General features: G+C 25.5%; 25 protein-coding genes. 4 read left to right on the top strand and 21 right to left on the bottom strand.

Annotation, left to right across the window (positions count from 1 at the left end):
- From KO488_RS15440 to KO488_RS05835, 4 genes are all read right to left on the bottom strand, one after another.
- Nucleotides 1–180: SDR family NAD(P)-dependent oxidoreductase (locus KO488_RS15440; RefSeq protein WP_228319040.1), on the bottom strand; the 180-nt coding region annotated here is incomplete at its 3' end.
- 1 nt (nt 181) lies between these two features.
- Complete coding sequence (locus KO488_RS05845) at nt 182–358, bottom strand: hypothetical protein (protein WP_216057859.1); 177 nt, start codon at nt 356–358, stop codon at nt 182–184.
- 26 nt (nt 359–384) lie between these two features.
- The gene (locus KO488_RS05840; RefSeq protein ID WP_216057858.1) at nt 385–618 is read right to left on the bottom strand and encodes a transposase; all 234 of its coding nucleotides are present in this window, start codon (nt 616–618) and stop codon (nt 385–387) included.
- A gap of 70 nt (nt 619–688) precedes the next feature.
- Nucleotides 689–994, bottom strand: a complete 306-nt coding sequence (locus tag KO488_RS05835; protein WP_216057857.1) for a hypothetical protein — start codon at nt 992–994, stop codon at nt 689–691.
- A gap of 1217 nt (nt 995–2211) precedes the next feature.
- On the opposite strand from KO488_RS05835, the gene KO488_RS05830 reads away from it, so the two are divergent.
- The gene (locus KO488_RS05830) at nt 2212–2808 is read left to right on the top strand and encodes a hypothetical protein (RefSeq protein WP_216057856.1); all 597 of its coding nucleotides are present in this window, start codon (nt 2212–2214) and stop codon (nt 2806–2808) included.
- A gap of 2 nt (nt 2809–2810) precedes the next feature.
- Entirely contained in the window at nt 2811–3086 is a 276-nt protein-coding gene (locus KO488_RS05825; protein ID WP_216057855.1) for a hypothetical protein, read from the top strand.
- Here the strand turns inward: KO488_RS05825 and KO488_RS05820 are convergent.
- From KO488_RS05820 to KO488_RS05805, 4 genes are all read right to left on the bottom strand, one after another.
- Nucleotides 3083–3418 (bottom strand): hypothetical protein, encoded by a 336-nt coding sequence (locus KO488_RS05820; RefSeq protein ID WP_216057854.1) that lies wholly within the window; start codon nt 3416–3418, stop codon nt 3083–3085. The two genes, KO488_RS05825 and KO488_RS05820, sit on opposite strands and share 4 nt — an antisense overlap.
- A 230-nt stretch (nt 3419–3648) precedes the next feature.
- On the bottom strand, nt 3649–3837 hold the full coding sequence (locus KO488_RS05815) for a hypothetical protein (RefSeq protein WP_216057853.1): 189 nt from the start codon (nt 3835–3837) through the stop codon (nt 3649–3651).
- Complete coding sequence (locus KO488_RS05810; RefSeq protein WP_216057852.1) at nt 3834–4811, bottom strand: hypothetical protein; 978 nt, start codon at nt 4809–4811, stop codon at nt 3834–3836. The genes KO488_RS05815 and KO488_RS05810 overlap by 4 nt, the downstream gene beginning before the upstream one ends.
- 373 nt (nt 4812–5184) lie before the next feature.
- Nucleotides 5185–6393 carry a response regulator gene (locus KO488_RS05805; protein ID WP_216057851.1) on the bottom strand — a complete coding sequence of 403 codons (1209 nt, stop codon included), beginning with the start codon at nt 6391–6393 and terminating at the stop codon, nt 5185–5187.
- A gap of 91 nt (nt 6394–6484) precedes the next feature.
- Between KO488_RS05805 and KO488_RS05800 the strand changes: the two genes are divergently transcribed.
- The gene (locus KO488_RS05800; RefSeq protein ID WP_216057850.1) at nt 6485–7609 is read left to right on the top strand and encodes a response regulator; all 1125 of its coding nucleotides are present in this window, start codon (nt 6485–6487) and stop codon (nt 7607–7609) included.
- 9 nt (nt 7610–7618) lie between these two features.
- On the opposite strand, the gene KO488_RS05795 is transcribed toward KO488_RS05800, so the two are convergent.
- The 5 genes from KO488_RS05795 to KO488_RS05775 are packed head-to-tail and all read right to left on the bottom strand — an operon-like array spanning nt 7619 to nt 14433.
- Complete coding sequence (locus KO488_RS05795) at nt 7619–10465, bottom strand: PAS domain S-box protein (RefSeq protein WP_216057849.1); 2847 nt, start codon at nt 10463–10465, stop codon at nt 7619–7621.
- A gap of 44 nt (nt 10466–10509) precedes the next feature.
- Complete coding sequence (locus KO488_RS05790) at nt 10510–11943, bottom strand: leucyl aminopeptidase (RefSeq protein ID WP_216057848.1); 1434 nt, start codon at nt 11941–11943, stop codon at nt 10510–10512.
- Nucleotides 11933–12646 carry a DedA family protein gene (locus tag KO488_RS05785; RefSeq protein WP_216057847.1) on the bottom strand — a complete coding sequence of 238 codons (714 nt, stop codon included), beginning with the start codon at nt 12644–12646 and terminating at the stop codon, nt 11933–11935. Before KO488_RS05785 ends, KO488_RS05790 begins: the two co-directional genes overlap by 11 nt.
- A gap of 11 nt (nt 12647–12657) precedes the next feature.
- On the bottom strand, nt 12658–13866 hold the full coding sequence (gene trpB, locus KO488_RS05780; RefSeq protein WP_216057846.1) for a tryptophan synthase subunit beta: 1209 nt from the start codon (nt 13864–13866) through the stop codon (nt 12658–12660).
- A gap of 12 nt (nt 13867–13878) precedes the next feature.
- On the bottom strand, nt 13879–14433 hold the full coding sequence (locus KO488_RS05775; RefSeq protein WP_216057845.1) for an adenine phosphoribosyltransferase: 555 nt from the start codon (nt 14431–14433) through the stop codon (nt 13879–13881).
- A gap of 135 nt (nt 14434–14568) precedes the next feature.
- Between KO488_RS05775 and KO488_RS05770 the strand changes: the two genes are divergently transcribed.
- The gene (locus tag KO488_RS05770; RefSeq protein WP_216057844.1) at nt 14569–15387 is read left to right on the top strand and encodes a DNA ligase; all 819 of its coding nucleotides are present in this window, start codon (nt 14569–14571) and stop codon (nt 15385–15387) included.
- On the opposite strand, the gene KO488_RS05765 is transcribed toward KO488_RS05770, so the two are convergent.
- The 8 genes from KO488_RS05765 to KO488_RS05730 all read right to left on the bottom strand — a co-directional run bounded on the left by KO488_RS05765 (nt 15388) and on the right by KO488_RS05730 (nt 23975).
- Complete coding sequence (locus KO488_RS05765) at nt 15388–15801, bottom strand: type II secretion system protein (RefSeq protein WP_216057843.1); 414 nt, start codon at nt 15799–15801, stop codon at nt 15388–15390.
- 105 nt (nt 15802–15906) lie between these two features.
- Complete coding sequence (locus KO488_RS05760) at nt 15907–17247, bottom strand: sugar transferase (RefSeq protein WP_216057842.1); 1341 nt, start codon at nt 17245–17247, stop codon at nt 15907–15909.
- The gene (locus KO488_RS05755; RefSeq protein WP_216057841.1) at nt 17244–18344 is read right to left on the bottom strand and encodes a glycosyltransferase; all 1101 of its coding nucleotides are present in this window, start codon (nt 18342–18344) and stop codon (nt 17244–17246) included. Before KO488_RS05755 ends, KO488_RS05760 begins: the two co-directional genes overlap by 4 nt.
- Nucleotides 18341–19459: a glycosyltransferase family 4 protein gene (locus tag KO488_RS05750; protein ID WP_228319036.1), complete on the bottom strand. Its 1119-nt coding sequence runs from the start codon at nt 19457–19459 to the stop codon at nt 18341–18343. Before KO488_RS05750 ends, KO488_RS05755 begins: the two co-directional genes overlap by 4 nt.
- Nucleotides 19449–20306 carry an NAD-dependent epimerase/dehydratase family protein gene (locus tag KO488_RS05745; RefSeq protein WP_216057840.1) on the bottom strand — a complete coding sequence of 286 codons (858 nt, stop codon included), beginning with the start codon at nt 20304–20306 and terminating at the stop codon, nt 19449–19451. The genes KO488_RS05750 and KO488_RS05745 overlap by 11 nt, the downstream gene beginning before the upstream one ends.
- A gap of 3 nt (nt 20307–20309) precedes the next feature.
- Nucleotides 20310–21344, bottom strand: coding sequence for a GDP-mannose 4,6-dehydratase (gene gmd / locus KO488_RS05740; protein ID WP_216057839.1), 1035 nt, complete (start codon nt 21342–21344; stop codon nt 20310–20312).
- 8 nt (nt 21345–21352) lie between these two features.
- A complete protein-coding gene (locus KO488_RS05735; protein ID WP_216057838.1) occupies nt 21353–22678 on the bottom strand; it encodes a TolC family protein in 1326 nt (441 codons plus the stop codon).
- The gene (locus KO488_RS05730) at nt 22668–23975 is read right to left on the bottom strand and encodes an HlyD family type I secretion periplasmic adaptor subunit (RefSeq protein WP_216057837.1); all 1308 of its coding nucleotides are present in this window, start codon (nt 23973–23975) and stop codon (nt 22668–22670) included. The genes KO488_RS05735 and KO488_RS05730 overlap by 11 nt, the downstream gene beginning before the upstream one ends.
- Nucleotide 23976 lies beyond the last annotated feature (1 nt).

Genomic DNA, 23976 nt, shown 5'->3' with positions numbered 1-23976 from the left:
ATAATGAGCTAAAAGAGGAAATCCTATTTTTCCTAAAAATGAACTAATATTAATTATTATTCCTGTTTTTGCTTCTCTCATATGAGGAAGAACTGCTCTAGTAACTTTTAGTAAACCAAATACATTTACATCAAACTGATTAAATATTTTTTCATCAGTTCCATCTTCTACTGTTGACAGATCAGTGCTTTAATCGTCTTGTTCCATACGTCTGTCTCGATTGAATAAAGATATCTTTGATAAGCTTATTTAACTGTTCATCAATCTTATTTACAACACAACCATTTTTAATCCAATAATAATAAGCACTTCGATTTAATTTAAATACTTTACATATAAGGGTAACACTGAAACTCATTTGATGTTCTTTTATCAAAGCATACTTTATAGAGTTTCTTTTGCAAAGTATGTGGTTGTCTTTTTTAAAATTTCTCTTTCTTGCTTAACAATAGCAAGCTCTTTTCTTAGACGTTTATTCTCTTCGTCTAATGTTTCTTTTAAAGAAGTTTTTTGAGTAGTTCGCCTATTGTCAACATGAATACTATTTGCTTTTTTATATTCTCTTAACCAACTATATAAAGTTTTATCATTAATATCTAAATCTTTGGCTATTTGCATTGGAGAGGTAACTAAAATTCATACATAGTTTTACTTATCTCTTATTAAAAGTTTTTAGAAAAGAAAAAATCTAGTGTATGATTCTTCTAGTAATTAAATATTCAATTCTTGAGATAAAAATCTTAGTATTTTTTAAAATCTCATTTCTTTTTTCTTTAAGTCTTTTACCTTTATACATTTTTTGAACTTTTTTCAAAGAATTTTCATATTTTAACTCAAACATTTTAAAAAATTCTTTTAAAATAAAACATTCATTTAAATTTACTTCTTCAATCTTTTCGTCATTTAAATTCCAATTTTCAATTACATTTTCTCTTGCTTTTTTATAACAATAATCATAAAAATCTATATTATTTCTAATCTCTTTTTTTTTCATTTTTTATCCTCATATTTATAATTTTGTCTTTTTTTAAATTTAACTATTAAAAAGTTTATTTTTTATTTCTTTTAATAAATAACTCTGGATTTAGACCAGAGGAAGTAAACAAAAGCTTGGCTTTGAAAAACACAAGCTTTTAACATAAATAACCCTTAGAATGAGCCGTCGTCGCTTTAGTTAGTATTTTTACATGCTCATACTAACGAGGTTTCATGGTGGGTAATGCGATACCATATATTTTACATATCTATTTGTTATAAATTATATCAATGATTGGTAATTCAAAGTAAAGTTAATAGTTAGACTTAGTAAAAAGTTGCCTCAAGCTTGGTTGAGTATCTAGTATCAAACACTACGCCATTTCTGCATGTAGTCCACTTTTTGCTAAAAGGGAGTTCTGTCCCTAGTCATTTGTTTCCAAATTCCTGCACACACCGTAGTGTCTCTTTTTTATTTATTCACCAAATGGCGTTTTTTTGGGTTACTATTTAACTAGAATAAGCCCCAAAGATGGTTACTTCATCAGACACAAGAGATTATGCCTATCATATATTATGAACAATACTTTATTCTCAACATTTAAGTTGTTTTAAAAAATTTGACAAGTATTGATAAAATGTTATTTTTTTGTTATACTATTAGTCTATTTATAATAGCTCGGTTGTCGCCAAAACTTACGCGGGCTATTATTTACCTCCTGTTTTTATATATTATTTTATTCTCCGACAATCAAGTGGATTTCTGTATATAATTAAAATGAATTGATTAGTAAGTAAAATTAGATTGCATATTTGGTAGATGCACAAACTAATAAATACTTAGAGCTTGATAGTTTATCAAGTGATAAACAAATCAAGCAAGATTGTGCGCCTACCAAGCTCTAAATATTTGTACCTAAAGTTTAGCTGTAAATATATGGAAAGTACATATCATTAAATATTATTAATAATGTAGTTTAATGTTAATTAATTATTAATATTTATAAAGATTGTATTATCAAAATAAAGCTACTAAATATATTTACTTAAAATTATAAATTAATAAATTTAATTTATACTATTTTAAGAATTAATTTTATATAAAAATATATATTTATATATAGAATTATTATATAAACATATAAATAAAATATTAATTCTTTATTAGTTATAATAAAAATATATTTTATATATTACTTTATATTTTTATATAGAAATAATTATTAGGAGCTTATATTGTCGTATGTTATTTATAGTATAAAAGGTGGAGTTGGGAAAACTACTCTATCTGTTCAGGTATCTCAAATGTTAGATTATACTTATGTTACGAATGATTCACATTCATCTGCACATAATTTAATGCCAGAAGAAAAAGGTTTCTTAGTTTCAACCGAAGATTATGATCAAATTCCTTTTGATGAAAATGTTGTTTATGATTTTGGTGGATTTAAAGATTCTAGAATAAATGACATTATTAAACAAGCTAGTAAAATTATAATACCAACGCTTACTTCAATTGTTGATGTACAAGCAACAATTGCAACACTCAAAGATGTATCTGAAATCAACAAAAATATAATCATTGTAATAAATAGAACTAAGAACAACAATAAAGCTATTGAGTTAAAAGAATATTTAGAAGAAGAGATAAAAAAATCATATAAAGATATACATTTTAATATTTTATTTGTTAGAGATTCTTCTGTATTAGAGGACAGTTTATTTGATTGTGAAGCTATTGAAAATAAAGCTGGAACAAATAGATTTAAAAGACATATTTATAGAAATGCCATAGAAGATATGAATAATATTAAAAAAGCACTCAAGGAGTAATTATGGGTTATGCAGATAAGTTAAAACAAAACTCTTCTAAAATTCAAACTAATGAAAAAGTTTTAAAAGAAAAAGTACCTACAAAGAAAAAAGCAGGAAGACCAAAAAAAACACAAGAAGAAGTAAGAAATGTAGCTATTCCTGTGGCATTAAATCAAATTGAAAAAGATTGGATTGAGCAACAAGCTTTAAATATGTCAAGAGAAATTGGAGTTAAGATTACTACTTCAGCTTGGATGAGAATGACTTTATTAAAAGAGATGGAAAAGGATCATTAATTATTTTGAATAAAGACTTTTTCTAATACTTTAATAACTTCTTTTTTAATTATAGGTAAGCCGTCGGCAAATGATTTAATAGATTTTGGATCTAATTCTTGAGTAAGATGTTCAAAAAAGCCATCAAAATCTTGATTCATTCTTCCATTTAACTCTATTTTTTCTTCTCCTGTTAAAAGCAAAGAGAGTTTTAAAATATCTCTTCTATGTTTTTTCCACTTTTTATCTCCACGTTCTTTTAAATCATAAAAAGCAGACATTTTAAGCATGATAGTAGCTTGTGTATTTGTACTTGGTGCAACTCCTCTTTTATCTATGTTATTTTTAATCATTTCGAAATATTCAGGGTCAAGCATTATTGCAGATAAAGAGTAAAGACCTTTTTTTGGATCAATAGGAATAATTCTTTGAGAATTTTCTAGTTCAAGCGTATTTTCATTTGATGCAAATAATTCAATTTCTTTTGCAAAATCTTCGATTTCAGGCTGTATAAATCTGTAATATCTATATTTATCTTTTTCACCAATTTGAATTTTATACTGCCCTGCTTTTACATATTCTTTTATAATTCTATTGAATTATTAGTTAAAATTACTAAATCAATATCATAAGTTGCTTTACCATGATCACTTCCAAATTCTTCATCTAGTAACATTACTGTTGCAAAACCACCTACAACAACATAATGTTCATCAAAATCTTTACAGTAATTTTGAAAATGACTTAAGCCTATATAATCAATACTTTTCATTTATTATCCTCAAATTTATTTATAATTTCTTCTTCTATTTCATCTAGAGCATATTCTGTACGTTCATCATCTATATTTGTAAATAATCTTAGTAGATACAAGGGATTTATTGCCTTATCTTTTGAAAAAAGACTAGGGTTTCTATCCCAAACCTCAATTTTATATTTTGCAGATTCTTTCTCACATTCAATTTCTTTTATATTTAAAGATTTGACTTCTTTATTATCAATAGCAATTGTTTTTATAGTTGCATCAATAAATGATGAATAAATTGATAATGCTGTGTATCCACTATAAACGATATTATTAGAAGAATACTCATTTACATAAAATGAGTATTTAATAGGTACTTGTATATGCTTTTTTAAATAATAATATATTTCTTTCTTACTTTCAAAATATATATGTTTACTTCTTCCTACTTTTTCAATACTAATTAACTTCATAGATAATAAAACATCTAAAGCTTTAGAAACCATTCGAGAATCTTTGTTAATTACTGATGCAATATCTTTTATCATTATTTTATTAGTAATTCTATTATCTAAATATGAGACTAGTATCATATCAGCATCAACACTTAATTGATTAAATCTTTTTAAATTAATTTTCTTATCTTCAGTTTTAATTTGAGTTAATGCAAAAGGTATATAAATTTGTTTATTTTGCACAATAAATGAAATATGTTTTTTTATTAAACTATTTGAATTCCTATTATCTAATTTCTCAAAAACTAGAACTGTATTACAAGAGCATGGCTCTTCTATTTTTTTTACTGCATTTTGATGAATTCTCATATCTATATTAGAATCTTTAATTTTAAGAAATAAAACATCAACTCCAGCTATTTGTGTATTCCATAATTCATAGGCAGATTTGATATATATAGGTAGATTTACATTAAGTACTTTTTCATTAATGTTCCAATTTGTACTGATTTTAATATAATTAAATAAATCTTTTTTTGTTTTCATAAACTTATATAAAAATGTTTATAAGTTTATGAAAACCTTATTGTATACTTAATGTATATGAAAGTTACTATTAAATTAATATTTTCAATATAATTGGGGAAGAAAAATTGTGTCTAAATTTAACTTGTTACTTAAATATTAAAATGAGTTGTAGATGATTTTTTATAAGGACTATTCAAGGACTAAGATTAAATATAAAAATTAAACTAGCTCTAGAACTCCTATATAACAGTGTTTAGAAGGTTATAAAAAAATTTTAATACGGGACACCTAATCCCATTGCTAACCTTTTATTATTATTTATTATATACCTCTAGAGGTTATTTATATATATATTATAAACAAAAATGCCCAAAAAGCAGATAAATTTACTTTAAATATTTTTTTTAATTTTATTAATTTTTAATAATTCTTCTAAATCTCGAATACGCACCCTAGCTTTTTTATTTTCTTCTTTTAAAAATAAATTTTCTTTTGCGATTAATTTAATATTTTTTTCTAAATGTTTTTTCTCTTTTTGAACTAAAGATACTTTTAATATTTCTTTTTGTGCTTTTTCAACAAAATTTCCAATTTCTTCTTGCTTTAATTTTAGCATATGCTCAAATTTTTTATCTTTTACATTCAATTCTAATTCGTATTTATCTACTTGTGAACTTAATCTTGCAACCTTTTCTTCTAATCCTGTAGTTGTATTTGATAAGAATAGTAAATTAGATCTTTCGGCAGTTAATCTTTCTATTTCTTGTTTATAATAAGTTTCTTTTTGATGAAACTCTTTTATACTATTTATAACCTTTTTATGGAAATCTCTTTTTTCAAGATTTTCTTTTGTTGTTAAAAAAGCGATAGTTATAAAAGAGTTTTCTTCCGTAATTAATCTAAAAATTGTACTATTTAAGTAAAATGCATCTTTATTTTTTGTAATAAACTTTGTATTTCCTTTCCATAGTTCACCATTATTTAAAACTCTCCATGTTTCATCAACATATTTTTTAGGAATATCAGGATGAAGAATATCATCAAAGGATAAATTAATTATATCTTTTTCTTCATATCCAGTATTTTCTAACATTGTATCATTCATATATGTTATATCGCCATCTTTGTTCATTTTATAAATAAAAGCAACACTATTTACAGAATCTAAATAATTTTTTAGTTCTTCTTTTCTTAATTCTTCTTTATATTTAAAATATTTTCTTTCACAAAGGATATCTATTCTTTCAATTAGTGAGTGAAGATTAATAGGTTTAGGAAGAAAAGAGCTTACATTTAGATTAATAGCTTGGATTAACATATCTTCATCAAAAGTTGCAGATACTATTAAAAAAGGTAAATAAAAATCTGAGTTTCTAATAAGTTTTAATAATTCTAATCCATTTATTTTAGGCATTTGAATATCTGAAATTATAATATCAATATTTTTATATTCTTTATAAAGTTCAAATGCATCAGCACCATTAGAAGCTGTATGAACTTTTTTAAAATATTTACTTAAAGACTTAGAAATTATCTCTAAGTCATTTTTATTATCATCTACTATTAAAATGCTTATCTTTTTTAAAAAACTTTCTTCCATAAATTAATACCTACTTATAGTTTCTCTATTTTATCTTAATATGCATAAAAATATGCTAATATAGTTATTAATAAAAAAGAGGTATTATTTAATGATTAATCTACGTGTAATGATAGTTGAAGATGATGGATTTCTTTTAAAAAAAATTGGAAAAGTTTTAAGTAGAGAAATTTCTCATATATATACTTTTAAAAATCCAATTGAAGCAATTAAAAAAGTTGAAGAAATCAATCCTGATATAATCATATCTGATATAAACATGCCTGAAATGAATGGTGTAGATATGTATAAAGAATTAAAAAAGAATAATTTTGATATTCCAATTATTCTTGCATCTGCCTTTAGCGAACCAGAATATTTTATTGAAGCTATTAAACTAAAAGTTAAAAAATTCATTGTTAAACCAATAGATTTAGAAGAGTTAGTTGATGAACTAAGACAATTTGAAAAAGAATTATTAAATGAAAAAGAAATTTTAAAACAAGAAAGAATGTTAATGATTCAATCTAAAATGGCAGCAATGGGTGAAATGCTTACAAATATTGCACATCAATGGAGACAACCTTTAAATACAATTTCTATATGTACTTCAAATATTAAACTAGAGAAAGAGTTTGGTAAGATAATTGATGAAGATAATACACTTGATAGTATGATTGAAAATATAATGAATTCCATCCATTATATGGATACAACACTTAACGATTTTCAAAGCTATCTTAAACCAAATAAATTAGAATCTTGTTTTTATATTAAAGATACTTTAGAAAAAATTGATAAATTGATATTTTCTCAAATGAGAACATATAAAATAGAAAAAATAATAGATATTGAAGATTTTCATTTATGTAATTATCAAAATGAACTTATACAAGTTTTAATAAATATTAAAAAAAATGCAATAGAAGAACTATCACATCAAGACAAAGAAAGACTTATTAAAATAAGTACACATAAAGATGATAATGGTTTTGTAATTAGTATCCATGATAATGCAGGAGGAGTTCCTATTGAACTTATGGAAAAGATTTTTGAACCATATTTTACTACAAAAAAAGAATCAGGAACAGGAATTGGTCTTTATATGTCTAGACAAATTGTAGAAAATCATTTACAAGGAAAACTAACGGTTAGTAATGAAGAATTTGTACATAATGAAACTATATACTATGGAGCTAAATTTCAAATTCATTTAGAATCACTTGATGAATACTAATATGTAATTCTATCTATGATTTTCAATAAACCTAGGTACAGTAATAATAAACCTTGAACCTAAATATTCAATACCATTAATTTTTTCTTTATTATATTTGTACTCAATATCACCTTTTAAAGATTGAGTACAAATCGTTTTACAAATATACAAACCTAATCCTGTACCCATTTCTTTTGTAGTAAAATATGGTTCAAATATTCTAGATAAAGTAGTAGTAGACACTCCTCCAGCCAAATCACTAATAGAAATTTGAATATTTTTTTCATTCTCCTGTATTTTAACAATTATATTTTTTTGTTCTTTTACCGTAGTCTTTAGTTCAATAATTGCATCTTTAGCATTTGATATACAGTTTATTAAAACTTGCTTTAATTGTGATTCTTGATTGATTACTCTAAATCTATTTTTCTCTTCTTTAGTTAATTCTTTAATATCTTTTCCATTTACTTTTATCTCAAGATTTAGGTAATAATTATCAATATGAGCCCTATAAAGCTTATTCACATCAAGTAAAGAAGAAACAATATTAAACTCTTTATATGGCTCATTATTTTTAAAATAGTTTCTAAATTCATCAATAGTCTCAGACATATAGTTTAACTGTTCCATCATCTCTTTTTTTACTTCTTTTAGATAATCTTCATTAAATTCATTATGTTTATAAGCAGAAATCATATCTTGTAAAATAAATCCAATAGAGTTCAAAGGCTGTCTCCATTGATGTGCAATAGAACCAACCATTTCTCCCATAGAAGCTAGTTTAGACTGTTCCATCAATACAAGTTCTCTTTTCTTTGTCTCTTGTTCTAATAACTTTAGATTAGTTATATCTTGACAAGTACCAAAAAACTCTATTGCTTCTTCACCTAAGTATAAAATTCTACCTTTTGCGTAAATAAATTTAATTTTATTATTTACAACTATTCTATACTCAATCTCTAAATCTTTTTTTAGATGAAGACATCCATTTAAAGTATTTAGAACATTTTCTTTATCATCTTCATGAATTATATCTATAAAAGAGTGGTAATCATTTTTAAAAGTTTCTTTAGTTTTTCCAAATATTGATAACATATTATCAGAAACACTTACAGATTCTTTTCTAATATCCCATAACCAATGACCAATATGAGCTATTTTTTCAGCCTCTTTTAACTTATTTTTTATCTGGATTTGCTCAGTAATATCATCAATACTTGCAATAAAATATTCAAAAATCTCATTATTTTCACTGCTAAAAACACCTTTAACTCTTAAATTTACCCATACAATTTTTCCTGATTTAGTTATATATCTTTTTTCTATAGAGTATTCATCTATTTCTTTTTCTAATACTTTATTAACTAATTTTAAATCTTTACTTAAATCCTCTTTATGAGTAATATCTTGAAAAGTTAATTTAGTTAATTCATCCACTGAATACTCAACTATATCTGCAAACTTTTTATTAATCCTCCATAAACTTCCATCTTTTAAAACAATTGCGATACCAATAGCAGAAGAAGCAAAAATGTTTTCAAATAGTTTTTTTGTTTTTATTTCATCACTTAAATTTTTTATTGTTCCTATAAAATATTCAGAATTAGAGATATTAACTTTTGTTACAACTAAGCTTATTGATAAACTAGAACCATCTTTGTGTAATGCAAATAATTCTCTATCAATATTTATTACTTTACTATGCATATTTTTATCATGATTTTTAATATAATTATCATGTTTACTATGATGTGGTTCAGGAACTAACATCTTTATATTTTTATTTACTAACTCATGTCTTTTATACCCAAATATCTTTTCTGTAGATAAATTTACTTCTTGAATTATTCCTTTTAAATTAATTAGAATAATTGCATCTGAAGTATGATCAAGTATTGATTCTATTTTTACTTTTGAATCAATTAATGAGGAATTTAATAAATTTATTCTCTTTATATATAATAAAATCATATATAGAAATGGCGTAAGTAAAAGTAAACTTGCTAGAAATATAAGTCCACCAATATCTGTAGTTCTTTTAATTAAAAAGTTTAAACTTGATGATTTCTTATTTTCATAAATGATTTTATATTTATTGTTCCATAAATTAATATCTTTAAAAACTAATTTTTCATATCTATTTTTTGGGAAATACTTAGAAACAACAGTTCTATGTTCTTTATATCTTGTCCAAGAAAACTCTTCTTGTGGATGATAAATAAAGTATTCATCTTCATCAATTAAATACAAATTAAAAGCTGAGGAAGAGAAAAGGCTTTTTATAAAACTATTCATATTATAATTTATTACTAATATTGCTCTTTCTTTTTCTTCTAAATAAATTGGCATTGCCATTCTAATTGTAGATTTAAAAGGTTTTTCAACTATATTATTCTCAACATTTAAACTAAGTTTAGAAATACCTAATTCATTGTTTTTAAGTTTTATAAAACTTTTAAAATACTCACTATGTCCTTTATTTTGAAAAGTATCTTTATTTTGAAAAACATATTTATCTTTTATTTTATCTAGTCTAAAGGTTTCATTACCGTTTAAGTCTAGTATACGTATTTGCATTATCAGTTTATCAGAACTTGCAAATGTTAAAAAAAGTTTTTTTAATTCAAGATCATCTTTTGAAGAGATAAATCTCTTTAAGTTTTCATTGTTTGATAAAGTATTTAATAAATCAAACTTTGTTCTATCAAATTGTTTTATAATAAATTTTATGTTGTTTTGATTGATTTCTATTTGATTATTAAAAGACTTCTGAATAGTTTTATTAGTTAAATTATATGCTAGTAAGTAAATACTAAGAGAGATACTTATGAAGATTATTGTTATAAATATGATTTTTTTATTTAACAGTTTCATTATTCAAATCCTTCATAAGTATTATAAATTAAGTGTTTTTAAATTTATTTATCAATATTTTTTAAAAACTCTATTGTCATTCTAACCCCTGCTCCACTTGCACCATAAGGATTATATCCCCAAGCTTTTTCAACAAATGCAGGTCCTGCAATATCAAAATGAATCCATTTCTCTTTATTTTCTTTCTTTAAAAAGTTATCTAAAAATAATCCTGCTGTAATTGCGCCACCATATCTAGTACTTGCAATATTTGAAATATCTGCAATATCTGATTTTATTGTTTTCTTTAAATATCTATTAAAATCTAAAGTAGTTGCATATTCCCCTGATCGTAAAGCTGATAAAACTGCATTTCTTTTTAAAATCTCATTATTCCCCATAATACCAGTTGTATATTGTCCAACTCCAACTACACAAGCTCCTGTTAAAGTTGCATAATCAAAGATATAATCAATATCAGAAATCTCATCTTGTGCATAACATAAACAATCAGCAAGAACTAGTCTTCCTTCAGCATCTGTATTTCTAACTTCTATTGTAGTTCCATTTTTTGCTTTTAATACATCATCTGGTTTATAAGCATCTCCACCTATCATATTTTCAACTGCTCCAACTACTGCGTGAACTTCATATGGAAGTTCTAATTTTGCAATTGCCCAAATAGTTGATAATACTGCACAACCACCTGATTTATCAGATTTCATTGTTACCATATAATCAGCAGGCTTTAAAGATAATCCACCAGAATCATAAGTAAGACCTTTTCCTACAAGTACTATTTTCTTTTTTGCATCTTTTGGTTTATAAGATAAATGTATTAATTTTGATTCATGAATAGAAGCTCGACCAACGCTTAACATTGCATTCATATCATTTTTTTCTAAGAACTTTTCACCTTTAATTTTACACTCAATTTTTGCATCTTTTGCTAATTTTTTAGCTAGTTTTGCCATTACATCTGGATAAAAGTCGCCAGGAGTAGTATTAACCATATCTCTTGTTTTATTTACTGCTTTTGAAATAATAGTTGATTCATTTAAAATTGCATTTAACTCAATATTATCTAATGTTGGAGAATCTTCTAAAATTGAAATTGTTAATTCTTGTTTTTTCTTTTTCTCTGGTTTTGATTTGTAGTTATCAAAAGTATAAGAACCTAAAAGAGTACCCTCAACAATAAATTTTAAAATCTTTGAATCAAAACAACTTAAATCTAATTTTGCATTTTTAAAAGTTGTTGTTTGGAACTTTTTAATTGCTGTTGCAATTGCAATTGCTAAACAATCATATGTTTCTTCTTCGTAAGCAACAAATATTTTTCCTGATTCAGGTAAATAAATTAATGCTTCATCTGAAATTTTAAATCCTAAATTCTCTAATAACTCTTTTTCTTCTAAATCTTCAAGTTTATCTACTAATACAATTTCAATATCTGATTTTATTTTATTTATTTTTGTATTTGTTAAATTAATTTTCATTTTCTTCCTTTTTTAAATTCTTCTTTTCTACTTTTTTTGATGCTTTATTAAAATAGTAAATAATACTAGCTCCAAAACCTAAAGCAATAGGTAATACTAAATACCAATGTTCTTTTAACCAATGTAGCACTTTTAAAATTTCTTCTCCAAAATACCAAACAGGGACAATTGTAATAGCTGCCCAGCACCATGCAGATATAAGATTTATAAAAGCAAACATTTTTGCATTGTATCTAGTAAGGCCAATTGAAATTGGAATAATTGTTCTCATTCCATACATATATCTTTGTGCAAAAATAATTGGCCAACCATATTTTTGAAGTAATAAATGTGCTAATGCAAACTTTCTTCTTTGACCTTTAAATGTTTTGTGAACATATGACTTATTAAATCTACCTATATAAAAATAGACTTGATCTCCTGCAAAACCACCAAGACCTGCTACAAAAATAGCAATATATAAATTCATATCTCCTGTATGTGCTAAAAGACCAGCCATTATAAGACCAGCTTCTCCTTCAAGCATACCCCAAGCAAAAAGTATTATATATCCATACTCTTTTAGTAAATAAACAAACTTTTCTTCAAACCCACTAACTGGGGCTTGATAAAGATTGTAAGCTAAAAAAGAGAAAAATATAATAATTACAGTTGCAAATATTTTTCCTGAATGGGGTTGAAACTTTTTAAAGAACTGTTCCATTTTCTTCCTTTTTAGTCAAAATTTAATAAACTTTTAGCCTGTACCATATCTTTATCACCACGTCCAGATAAATTGATAATCACAATTTTACCTTGAAGTCTATCTTTTGCTTTTTTTAAATAAGCAATTGCATGAGAACTTTCAAATGCAGGAATAATTCCTTCCCGTCTACTTAACCATACGAATGCATCTAAAGCTTCTTTATCTGTTATTGAATCATATTCTACACTTTTATTATCTTTGTGAAAAGAGTGTTCTGGTCCAATCCCTGGATAATCAAGTCCTGCTGAAATTGAATGAGCTTCTAAAACTTGTCCATCTTCATCTTGTAAAAGGTAAGAACATTGTCCGTGTAATACTCCTGGACTTCCTTTTTCAAGTGAACATCCATGCATATTAGTATCTAATCCTAAACCACCAGCTTCAATCCCGATACAAGTTACTTCTTTATCTTCTAAGAAATGAGAGAACATACCAATAGCATTTGAACCACCACCAATACAAGCAATTACATAATCAGGAAGTCTATTTTCTTTTTCTAATATTTGCTTTCTTGCTTCATAACCAATTACTGATTGAAAATCTCTAACCATCATAGGATAAGGATGTGGACCTGCAACTGTTCCAATTACATAAAAAGTATCACGTGCATTTGTAACCCAATATCTAATCGCATCATTCATAGCATCTTTTAATGTTTTACTTCCACTTTCAACTGCAATTACTTTAGCACCTAAAAGCTTCATTCTAAATACATTTAATTCTTGACGTTCAACATCTTTTGCACCCATAAAAACTGTACATTCTAAACCCATAAGTGCAGCAATAGTTGCAGAGGCAACTCCGTGTTGTCCAGCACCTGTTTCAGCTATAATTTTTGTTTTTCCAAGTTTTTTTGCTAATAAACCTTGTGCAATAACATTGTTAACTTTATGTGCACCCGTGTGATTTAAATCTTCTCTTTTTAAATATACTTTTGCACCAATTTCTTCTGAAATATTTTTTGCAAGGTAAAGTGGATTTTCTCGTCCAACATAATCTTTTAATAAAGCATTTACTTCAGCCCAAAACTCTTTATCAAATCTATATTTTTTATATTCTATTTCTAATTCTTTTAATACAGGCATTAATGTTTCAGGAACATATTGCCCTCCGAAGATTCCAAATTGACCTTTTTCATCTGGATCAAAAGGACTTGGTTTTGGTATATAATTACTCATATTTTTCCTTCTTTATATTTCTAATACAGAATAAACTGGTGCAACTTTTTCAAGTTTTTTGGCACCACCTAGCATTTTGATATCCATTAAAAAACACATTTCTACTAAATTTACATTTAATTTATTTATTAAATTAGCAGCTGCATATGCAGTTCCTCCACTTACAATAATATCATCTATTAAAAGAACTCTAGCATCTTTTGTATCTCTAAAAGCATCTAAATGTATTTCAACTTCATCAAAACCGTATTCTAATTCATATTTTTCACAAGCAGTAGTACTAGGAAGTTTTCCTTTTTTTCTAACTGGTACAAAACCAATACCAAGTTTATTAGCAAGTGCTGCTCCAAAAATAAAACCTCTTGCTTCAATTCCTGCAATATAATCTAAGTTATAATCTTTATATCTATCTTCTAAGTGTGTCATTAAAAGTTTGTAAGCATCTTTGTCATTTAATAGTGTAGTGATATCTTTAAATACAATACCAGCTTTAGGAAAGTCTTCAATACTTCTAATAGAGTTTAATAATATATTTTTTTCATCTTCTGTTAGTAATTTTTTATTCAAATATAATCCTTCTATAACACTAAATTCAGTGTAAAGTTAAATATTTTATCTAAATAATTATTATGACTTTATGATTTATTGCAATTATTTAATATTGCTTTAAATATAATTAATAAAATTACTAAAAGGATTTTTATGAAATCATTCTTCACTCTACTATTAATTTCAATTTTAAGTCATAATTTAAGTGCTATTGAATTACAAAAAGCAAAAACTTATAATAAAACTCATTCAATAGAAAATTGGATGATGAGTGAAAAACTTGATGGCATAAGAGCTTATTGGGATGGTAAACAACTACTTAGTAAAAATGGAAATATTATCAATGCTCCAAAATGGTTTGTGAAAGATTTTCCAAACTTTAAACTCGATGGTGAACTTTGGACTAAAAGAAATGATTTTGAAAATATACAAAGTATAGTTTTGGATAAAACCCCAAGTAAACATTGGAAGGAAATCACTTATAATATATTTGAAGTACCCTACGAAAAAGGTGATTTTATAAAAAGACTTAAAAAAATAAAAGAATGGCAAAAAGTAAACAAAAACAAATATATAAAAATAATTGAACAAATCAAATGCAAAGATAACAAACACTTAGAATCATACTTAGAAAAACTTATAAAGTTAAAAGCAGAAGGGATTATGATAAAAAATCCAAGTTTAGAATATTTCGTAGGTAGAAGTTCAAATATACTAAAAGTAAAAAAGTTTTTAGATTCAGAAGCTGAAGTAATAGGTATAAATTATAATAAAGACAAACAAAACAAATTTAAAAGCTTAGTACTAAAACTAGAAAATAATGTAGTTTTTAATTTAGGAAATGGTTTCACTGCCGAACAAAGAATCAATCACCCAAAAATTGGAGATATAGTCACTTTTAAATACTATAATCTCACAAGATTTGGAAAACCAAAATTTGCATCTTTTTTAAGAATACGAAAAAAGGAATGATTAAAATAATTCGTAACTTGTAGTCTTAACACCGTCATCAGTTAATATTTTACAAATACCACTTGTTGCTGTTGCATCAACAGTGAGTTCTAAACTTTTAGTACCTGAATCATCTTTAATCTCTAAAGTAACACAATCTTTTTCATTATCTTTATATGTAATTTTAGTATCTGTTATAGTCCAATTATTTTCATTTAAAGTAATAGAATCAGAGATTTTGTCAATCTCACCCTTTACCAAATGATAGCTTTGAATAGAAGTCGTTGCACTAGCAATATCTCTTTTTATAGTTGAAGCCATCGCAGAATCTCTAGTATCTAAATATTTTGGTATAGCAAAAGATGCAATAATACCAATAACAACAATAGCGAATATTAACTCAAGAAGAGAAAACCCTTTTTTCATTTTTTTCATAGATAATCCTTTGTATTAAATAATAGTAAAGATTATCTTATAAACAACTATATAACTTATTAAAATATAAAATTAATTATTTTTATTATGCTTAAATTAAGTCTTTTATTTAGCTCCAACTTTTGATAGTACAACTTTAATAGTTTTCATAAAAATCACAAAATCCATCCATAAAGACCAGTTTTGTATATACCAGATATCTAAATCTACTCTTTCTTTAAAAGTAAGTTCATTTCTTCCACTAACTTGCCAAAGACCACTAATACCTGGTTTAACTTTTAGAATAACTTCTTCATTAAATTTGCCAATTTTACTTTTTTCATCTAGCATATAAGGTCGAGGACCTATTAAATTCATATCACCTCTTAAAATATTGTAAAACTGTGGAAATTCATCTAAAGATGTATCTCTTAAAAATTTACCAATTTTTGTAATTCTTGGATCATTTTGATATTTATGATATTTATCATAATATTCAATTTCTAAAGGATTTTCATCTAAATACTTATTTAGTATCTCACTAGAATCCGAATACATTGTTCTGTATTTATAAACTCTAAAGCACTCTCCGTCTTTTCCAAATCTTTTTTGTTTAAAGAAAACAGTTCCCTTAGAATCTAATTTAATTAATAAAGAAATGAAAATATGTAAAACTAAAGCAAAAGGGAAAATCATAAAAACTAATAGTTTTTCAAATATATATTTTACAAATATATTTTGAGTATTTAGAAGCCTATTTTCTATATGGATTGCAGATAATCTTATATTAAAATAATCTACAACCGTTGCATGTGATAAATCAATATGATCAACATAAGGAATTATATAAATATCTTTTGTTTTTTTTGTATATTTCTTTATAATTTGATGAAACTCTTCTACTTCAAAATTCTTAGAAGATATAATAACCATATCAAAATTTGTTTTTACATCTTTAAAACCAAAATACCAATTTTCTCGAATCTCATCAGAAATTGAATTTTCTTGATCAGAATTTGCAACTACTTTAACTCTAATTTTAAAGTAATCAGCAGAGAATATAAATCTCTTAAAAAGTCTTTTTGAAAGTGGTAATAAAATACATAACAAAGTAAAAAAGATTAAGATAAACATACGAGAATAATCATCTGACATCTTAGTTAAAGTAATAACAGTGAAAACTGCAATAAAAGACATGATTAAAGCTTTTAATATTTTTTTTGTATCACTCCAGAAATCATATCTTATAAAATATATTTTTTCAAAAACTAATAATGTAATTATAATAAACATTATCCAATAGTAGCTTTTAATCCCATCTGTATTAAAAACAGGAACAAAGTTATTAAATAATTGTTCTCTTATCATTATTGCTATTTCTAAAGATAAAAGTACAACAATAAAATCCATAGAAATAAGTAATAAGATATAAAGAATATTGGATAAGTTTAATTTATTTGTTTTCATTGTTCTATTATAGTTAGTTTATTATCAACAAATGATTTAAATTCTTTTTTAAATCTATTAATTGAAAAAGAATTAGCATATTTTGATATCTCTTTATAATTAAAAGTTAATGTTTCAAATTCATCAACAGCATTAATTATACTTAATGTACTTTGTTCATCAAAATGAAGACCATTGGTTTTATTAATTACAGTTTCTGCAGTTCCACCTTGATTTAGTGCAATTACGGGTGTACCACAACTCATAGCTTCAATAGGAACTATCCCAAAATCTTCAACTGCGGCATAAACAAATGCTTTTGCTTTTTTCATATATTCTATTAAAACTTCATCTTCTTGATACCCTAATAAAGTTATATTATCTTTTGCAATAAGTTTTATATTATTGAATTCTTCCCCTGCTCCTATTACTATTAATTTTTTATTAGGCATTTTATTAAAAGCTTCAACAATTAGTTTTGTCTTTTTATATGGCACTAATCTTGAAGCAGTAAAATAAAAATCTTCTTTTTCTTCTTCCAATATAAATTTATCTGTATTTACAGGTGGATAGATTACAAGTGAATCTTTTTTGTATGTATTTGTTATTCTATTTTGTACAAACTTTGAGTTAGCAATAAAATAATCTACTCTATTTAGAGTTTTTATATCCCACTTTCTTAACTTTTCTAAAGTTTTCTGAACTAGATACTTTTTAGGCTGCTTTAAACTTGATGTATATTCATCATACAAGTCCCAAGCATATCTAATAGGAGTGTGGCAATAAGATATATGAAGTTGTTTTTTCGTTTTTTTTATTCCTTTTGCTACTGCCCAAGACGAAGAGATAATCAAATCATAGTCTTTTAAATCAAAACTTTCTATAGCTTTTGAGAAAAATGGCAAATAGTTTCGAAAGTGTTTTTTTGAAAATGGAAGTTTTTGTATAAAAGTTGTTTTTACAGGTTTACTATAAATCACTTCCTTTTTATCTTTTAAACTTAAGAAATCAACTAAAGAATATATATCAGCATTTGGATAAATATCAATAATAGCTTTTAAAACTTTTTCTGCACCTGCATTTGTAACAAGCCAATCATGCACTATTGCTATTTTCAATTTTTTAATACCTCTTCAAAAACTTTTATATGCTCTTTTGCTGATTTATCCCAAGAAAATAACTTAGCTCTTTGCATACCTTTTTTTATCATTTCTGTTTGTAATAAAGTATCTTTTAAAACCAGTTCTATTTTCTCTTTTATATCACTTATATCATCTGGATTACAATATACGACAGCATCTTCTCCAACTTCAGGTAAAGAACTTCTATTACTGCAAACGACAGGTGTTCCACAAGCCATAGCTTCAAGAACAGGTAAACCAAAACCTTCATAAAAAGAAGGGAATAAAAAACAAGTTGCAAGATTATAAACTTTTGCTAATTCAATATCAGATATAAAACCAAGATATATAATATTTTCTTTATTATTATCTATAATCTGCATTATTTCTTTATTTTCCCAACCTTTGAAACCTGCTAAAACAAGTTTATATTCACTTTTAACATCCTTAGATAAAAGGTTATATGCCTTTAATAATCCAAGTAAATTTTTTCTTGGTTCTATACTTCCTACACTAAATATAAATTTCTTAGGAACTTGGAAATCTAACTTTATATCATTATACATTTTAAATAAATCATGATTTATTCCGTGATATATTACTCTTATTTGATTTTCTTTAAAGTCCAATCTATCTAAAATTTCTTGTTTAGAAAAATTTGAACCAGTAATAATCATATCACTTTTAATAATATTTTTTAAAAAGTATTTCTCAAAATGTTCTATTCTTTCTTTTGGATGAAAGTCTTTGTGTAAAATAAATGAAAAATCATGTACTGTTGTAATAATCTTTTTCGCTTTTATACCTTCATTTGGTATAAAATTTGGTTGCCAATAAAGATCATAACTTGTAACAAACAATCTACTAGAAATTGTTACAAGTTTTCTTGCTATTTTTTTTAATATTTGACTTTTAGATAAAATCTTTTTTAATATCTTCAAATCATTTTTATCAGTAGATTCAATCAAAGTTTTACTATGATAACCATAAAAGAAACTAGAATTAATACCACTATCTTTTTCTACTCTTTTTGCTATTTCATAAGTATATCTACCAATACCTGTTAATGATGACAATAATGAAATAGTATCTATTATTATTTTAGGCTTCATACATCACTCTTAGTGTTTTTTCTAATTCTTTTGATTCTATATCACCTATTAAGTTAAAAAGCTTTTTTGAACTTCCACATAAAGTCTTGATTTCATCTTTACGAACAAAAGCTGGATTAACTAAAACTTTTATTTCATATCCTGATATTTTATTCATTAGTTCTATTACATCTAAAAGTGCAATAGGATTTTGTGAAGCTATATTAATTATTTTACTTTTTTCTTTTACCATAAGCAATTTAGAATAAACCTCACAAACAAAATTCACATCATTAAATTCACGCTTTACATCTAAATTTCCTAGTTCTATTTCTTTTTTATTCTCTTTAAAATGAGAAACAATTTTAGGTATTAAAAAATGTTCTTCTTGTCCAAAGCCTGTGTAATTAAATGGTCTAGTGATAATTATTGGAAGTTTAGAAAAATATCCACTTGCTAAACACTCCATTGAGTATTTACTAGCGCCATAATGATTTGCAGGTTTAGGACAAAGAGATTCATCTAAAATTTCTTTATCTTGGTTTCCATATACAGTAGCAGAGCTTGAAAGTATAATTTTTTCTATTTTTAAATTTGTTTGCAAAATTGCATCAAGTAAATTTGTAGTTCCAATTGTATTTATTTTATAAAAGTCTTCATTATTTGCATGAGCTGCAAAAGATATACCCGCTAGATGAATTATAAAGTTTGGTTTAAATTTATTTAAGGCATTGATAATATCATCTTTATTTGTAATATCACAAGATTTCGAAGTAGTTCCCACTACTTCAAAATCTTGTTTTTGAAGATATTTTTCTAGATGTTTACCTGTGAAACTATTTATTCCAGTTATTAAGACTTTTTTCATAACTTAAAAAGAAAAACCTATTTCATTTCTTCTTAAATCTTCTTTTACCATCATTGCACATAATTCTTCAAGTGTACATTTTGGTTCCCATCCTAGTTCATCTTTAGCTTTTTGTGGATTTCCAATAAGAATATCAACTTCTGCTGGTCTATAAAATTTTGGATTTACTTTTACAAGAGTTTTTCCTGTAGCTTTATCAATTGCTATTTCATCTTCAGCTTTTCCTTGAAATTCTATTTCAATTCCAGCTGCTTTAAATGACATTTCAACAAAATCTCTTACAGTTTCTGTTCTGTTTGTAGCTAATAAATAAGTATCAGGTTTATCAGCTTGTAGCATAAGATACATACCTTCTACATAATCTTTTGCAAAACCCCAATCTCTTTTTGCATCCATATTTCCAAGTTCCATATGACCTAATTTTCCAAGTTTGATTTTTGCTACAGAATCTGTAATTTTTCTTGTTACAAACTCTTGTCCTCTTAATGGTGATTCATGATTAAAAAGAATTCCACTTGTTGCAAAAATATCATAAGATTCTCTATAGTTTACAACCATCCAATGTGCATACATTTTTGCAGCCCCATAAGGACTTCTTGGCCAAAATGGTGTTTTTTCTGTTTGTGGAATTTCTTGAACATCTCCAAACATTTCAGATGTACTAGCTTGATAAAATTTAATTTTTGGATTTATAATTCTAATCGCTTCAAGTAAATGAACACAACCAAGTCCTGTAATATGTGCAGTTGCTAATGGTTGTTCAAAAGATACACCAACAAAACTTTGAGCAGCTAAATTATATATTTCATCTGGATTGATTTCTGAAACAATTCTAATACTACTTGATTGATCTGTTAAGTCATACTCTACTAAATTAAGATTTTTATGATCTTTTATTCCTAGTTCTTCAATTCTCCAAAAATTAACAGAAGAAGTTCTTCTATATGTACCATAAACTTCATAACCTTTTTCTAAAAGTAAGGCAGCTAAGTAAGCTCCATCTTGTCCTGTAATACCTGTAATTATCGCTTTTTTCATCATTCTTCCTATTCTTCAGTTTTAGACACAATATTATCAATTAAATCTAAATTATTTAAATTATTTGTTAAAATTAAAAACTCTACATATAAATTTGTCATTTCTTGTACACTTTGTATGTAATCAAATTTTATTTCAAAAAGTTTATTTTTTGCATCATATAGTTCTACAATATTTCTCAAACCTTTTTCATAAGCTAATTGAATTGAATCAAGATAAGTTTGACCAGAAATTAAGGCTTCTTTATACATTTTTAAAGTTTCAATCTCATTTTTTAATTTGTTAACATTTTCATTTAATTTTATGTTAGTTTCATCTTCAATTGTTTTTACATCTTCAACTGCTGCTTTTTTTATAAGTTGTTTTGATGCCACTCTTGAAGATGTTGCTCCACCTTTAAAAAATGGAATTCTTAACCTTAACATTGCGCTTCCATAATTTTCATAATCAGAAGTAGCATCATTTGAAATATACTGAGTATATCTTGCATTAATATCAAGTGTTGGTAAATGTCCAGCTTTTGCACTTGTTATGTCATCACTTGCCATTTTTACAGCTGTTCTTGATTGCAAAATATTAATATTTTTGTCTATACTTGTATTAATATTAACAACATTTAGAATATTGTGCATAAACTCATCAGATAAAGAATTTAAATTAATATCAGGTATTTCAATATTTTCTAGTTTCGTTATATCTTGTAATTTTCTAAACATAACTTCATAATTTTTTTCCTCACGAATTAGAGAAATCCTAGATTTTTGATATTCAACATTTACTTTTAAGTAATCCATTTTTGTTACTAAATTCATAGAATACTTTTTTTCAATCATATTTAGATTTTGACTTACATATTCTAAGTTTGATTCTAAAAGTGAAATCTTATTTTTTGAATTTAAAACACTCATATATGTATTTAAAGTTTCTGTTGCAATTTTTTGCTTTGATAGTTCAAAATCATATGAAGAAATTTTTACTTTTGACTTTTCAACATCAATTTGTGAAAATAAAGATTGGTCAAAAAGAACTTGATCTAAAGATATATTTAAATCAGTAGACTCTTCTTTTATATAAGGATCGCTACTATTTATTAACTCATTTCTTTCATAGTCTGTTCTTGATAAAGAAACACTACCTTCAATCTGAGGATATAATCTTGCATAAATCTCATTTAAACCTTCTTCTTTTGATTCAAATAAATACTTAGAAGAAGATACTTTAGTCGAATTATTAATTGCAGCTTTATAAGCATCACTTGGCGTAGTATAGGAAGCACTTGCAACACTTCCATAAATAAGTGTTGTAAGTAAAACTTTTGAAATTTTATTCTTCATTAAATCCCCTAGAAAGCATATCTGTAAATGGTTTAACTAAATAACTCAATGGCGTTCTCTCACCAATATTAATCATTACTTCAGCTGGCATACCAGGTAAAAGTTTGAAACCAAACTTTTCTAATTGAGTCATTCCTTCAGGTGTAACTTTAATTTTTGCTTCATAATATGGTTCACCAGTTGATTCATCTGTAAATCTATCAGCAGATACATAAATAATCTCACCCTCAATTACATGTGCATTTTGCAAATTAAATGCTGAAAATCTAATATCAGAAAGAAGTCCTATTTTAACTTTATCTATATCGGTAATTTGAACTCTTGCAATTACTATTAGATCCGAATTTTCGGGAACTATTTCTAAAATATCAGTACCAGGTCTTATAACTGAGCCTTCAGTATGCGCCTTTAAACCTACTACAATTCCACTTGTTGGAGCTTTAATATCTGATTTTGAGATAACATCTTCAAAACTATCAATTTTAGACTTTAAATCAGACATAATATTTTTTACTTGAACAATTTGATCTAAAACTGTATTTCTATACTCTTTTTCAGTTAATAACTGTTGGGTTTTCATCTCATTAATTTGTTCACCAAGTCTAGATATATCAGATTTATTACTTGCAATATCCCCTTTTAAAGAGTTTATTTCTCTATTAATATCTCTAATTTTAATCTTGTCTACAAGTTTTTGTGCATATAGAGATTCCCATTCTTTTAACTCATCACTTAATGATTTTATTCTATTAGTTCTTACATTATTTAAAGATTTAAGACCTGAAATTTGATTTCTTAATTGAACAATCCTTTGCTCAGTAATTTCTTTTTGATCTTTTAAACTTCTAGTTGTTGTATAAAATATATTTTCTTGGTCTTGAATTATATTTAAATTAGTAACCTCACTTGGGAAATTAATAGAATCTAAATCATCTCTTTGTGCAACTAATCTTGAAAAAGAAGCTAGTGAATCCATATATTGTCTTTTATATGCATCTAATTGAGCTTTACTTTGTAAAATATCAAGTTTAATTAAAACATCATCTTTTTTAACTATAGCTCCTTCTTTTACAAGAATTTCACTAATTGTTCCACCTTGTAAATGCTGAACTACTTTTTTCTCTGTACCAGCAGATACTTCTCCTATTGCAACAGAAGAACTTTGTAAAGGTGCAAAAGCCATCCAGCCACCACAAATTACAAAGACTACTATTAATAAAGTCAATCCAAAAGCAATTACTTTAGAATCATCATCTGATGGCATATTATTTTGTTGTAAATTATTTTCTAAATTCATT

Origin of the sequence: Poseidonibacter lekithochrous (assembly GCF_018861145.1) — a bacterium.
Classification (GTDB): Bacteria; Campylobacterota; Campylobacteria; order Campylobacterales; family Arcobacteraceae; genus Poseidonibacter; species Poseidonibacter lekithochrous_A.
Note: the sequence above shows the minus strand (reverse complement) of the source record. Positions and strands in the feature narration are given on the sequence as shown.